Source organism: Streptomyces sp. NPDC002130, from assembly GCF_040296465.1.
In the GTDB taxonomy this organism is placed as follows: Bacteria; Actinomycetota; Actinomycetes; order Streptomycetales; family Streptomycetaceae; genus Streptomyces.
In genome coordinates this window covers 1-1,749 of record NZ_JBEOXI010000671.1, presented here as the reverse complement: position 1 = coordinate 1,749, position 1,749 = coordinate 1, and the positions used below count along the sequence as shown (strand labels likewise).

The 1,749-nt window shown below is 63.5% G+C and carries 3 protein-coding genes; all 3 read right to left on the bottom strand.

Annotated features, from left to right (window positions below):
* Window positions 1-411, bottom strand: a 411-nt coding sequence (locus ABT116_RS44280; RefSeq protein WP_351646529.1) for an aminotransferase class I/II-fold pyridoxal phosphate-dependent enzyme, incomplete at its 3' end; no start/stop codon positions are given.
* A 160-nt stretch (window positions 412-571) separates the two neighbouring features.
* Window positions 572-976: a DUF4259 domain-containing protein gene (locus ABT116_RS44275; RefSeq protein ID WP_298776562.1), complete on the bottom strand. Its 405-nt coding sequence runs from the start codon at window positions 974-976 to the stop codon at window positions 572-574.
* A 25-nt stretch (window positions 977-1,001) separates the two neighbouring features.
* On the bottom strand, window positions 1,002-1,622 hold the full coding sequence (locus ABT116_RS44270; protein ID WP_095969527.1) for a LysE family translocator: 621 nt from the start codon (window positions 1,620-1,622) through the stop codon (window positions 1,002-1,004).
* Window positions 1,623-1,749: the final 127 nt, after the last annotated feature.

Below are 1,749 nucleotides of genomic sequence, written 5' to 3'. Positions count from 1 at the left end.
GTGAGCGAGGACCATATCCGGGTACGAAACCCAGTAAGGAGCGGGAACGATGACCTCGACGCCGGCTTCGACCGTCGCCATGAGAGCGAGGAAGATGACCTGCTTCGCTCCGCCGCCGACGGTGATCTGGTTGTCCGCGTACTGGATTCCGGTTCGCGAAGCCGCGCGTGCTGCGATTGCCTCGCGTAGTGCCGGGATGCCGTTGACTGCCGTGTACTTGGTTTGGCCGGTGTTGATCGCCGTGATCGCCGCCGACTTGATGTTGTCGGGTGTGTCGAAATCGGGCTCACCGACCGTCAGGTCGAGTATTTCGCGACCCTGGGCCTTCAGCTCGCGCACTCGTTGTGCGGCAGCCACACTCGGCGACTCCCTGATTCTGTCGACGCGCGCAGCCGGAACGAATGTCGCCATGATGGTCTGCTCCTGGGTCCGGGGTGAGCGTGGATTCCCGTCGTCGACGAGCCACAATTCTCACTCGGTGATCCGTTCGACCATAGGGTCCTACCAGGGCATCTGACCAAGACCGAACCGTTGTGGCCCGATAAGCAAACGTGATGGAGCGGTGACGGAATCAGACCGACAGAACGCGCAGGTCCTCGAGACCGTCCACGACGGGAACTCGCCACGACGCAAGCTCTTCCGGTCCCTGCTCGTCCCACAGTTCGAACAGTTCCGAATCGGTCGATGCGATGGTGCGCTCGACCATCTCGATCAGCCAGGTGAACCGCTCGCTGGTCAGGGTCGAGGTGAAGGAATCGAGATCGAGGTCTTGGGTGGCAGGGTCGCGTTTGCGATCGGCGCGCACGATCAACACCAATTCGAGCAAGGCGACGGCGATTTGGCCGCCGTCCACCTCGAGGTAGTCGTCCTCGAATGCCCACTCCACCGATTCGAAGGTGAAGTCACCGTGTCCGATGGACGCGATCAAATCCCCTGCACCGTCGTTCTCGAACGGTCCCGATCCCCACGCGCCCACTGTCTACTCTTTTCCGATTGCCGTGTCAGCGCGCTTCGAGCGCGATCTTCGCTCCGAATCCTAGAAGAACTGTTCCGGTTATGCGCTCGAGTGCCTGTCGCACTCGGGGCTTCTCGAAGGTGCTACGCGCCCGTGAGAGAAGGACCACGTAGCCGCTGAGCCACACGATGGTGATGGCTGCGTGGATGAGCACCAGCAGCGCAAGCGATGGTCCCGTCGGCCATCCGGCCGGAACCAACTGAGGCAGCAGTCCGGTGTAGAAGACGGCGATCTTGGGGTTGAGCAGGTTGGTGGTAAAGCCCGTCTTCCATGTCCCGGCCTTCGGCGCGCGCGGGGCGTCGGCATTGTGTTGCATCCGTGAGGTCCGGCTCTCCCACAGTGCTCGCACACCGAGATAGATCAAGTAGGCAGCACCGGCGAGCTTGACCACGGTGTACGCCTCGGCCGACGCGGCCAGGATCGCCGAAAGCCCGAGGACAGTCAGCAGACCCCACACCAGAAGGCCCGAGACGATGCCGGCCGCTACCCGGAAACCGGCGGATCTGCCCGCGCCGAGAGCTGCCTGCGTCACGACGGCCATGTCCGGCCCCGGGACCAGAGTCAGTAGGGCGAGCACGGCTGTGGCGGCGAGCAGAGCGGTCAGCATGCAACAAGTATGAAGTCGGGGTGGGGAGCGAAGTCGGCCGGTGGTGTCGGGCCTGTGAACAAAGAGTGGCGCCCGCCGTCCTTGTCGCCGGGGAAGACGCGGTTGATGTTCACGCCGTCCAGCGGGG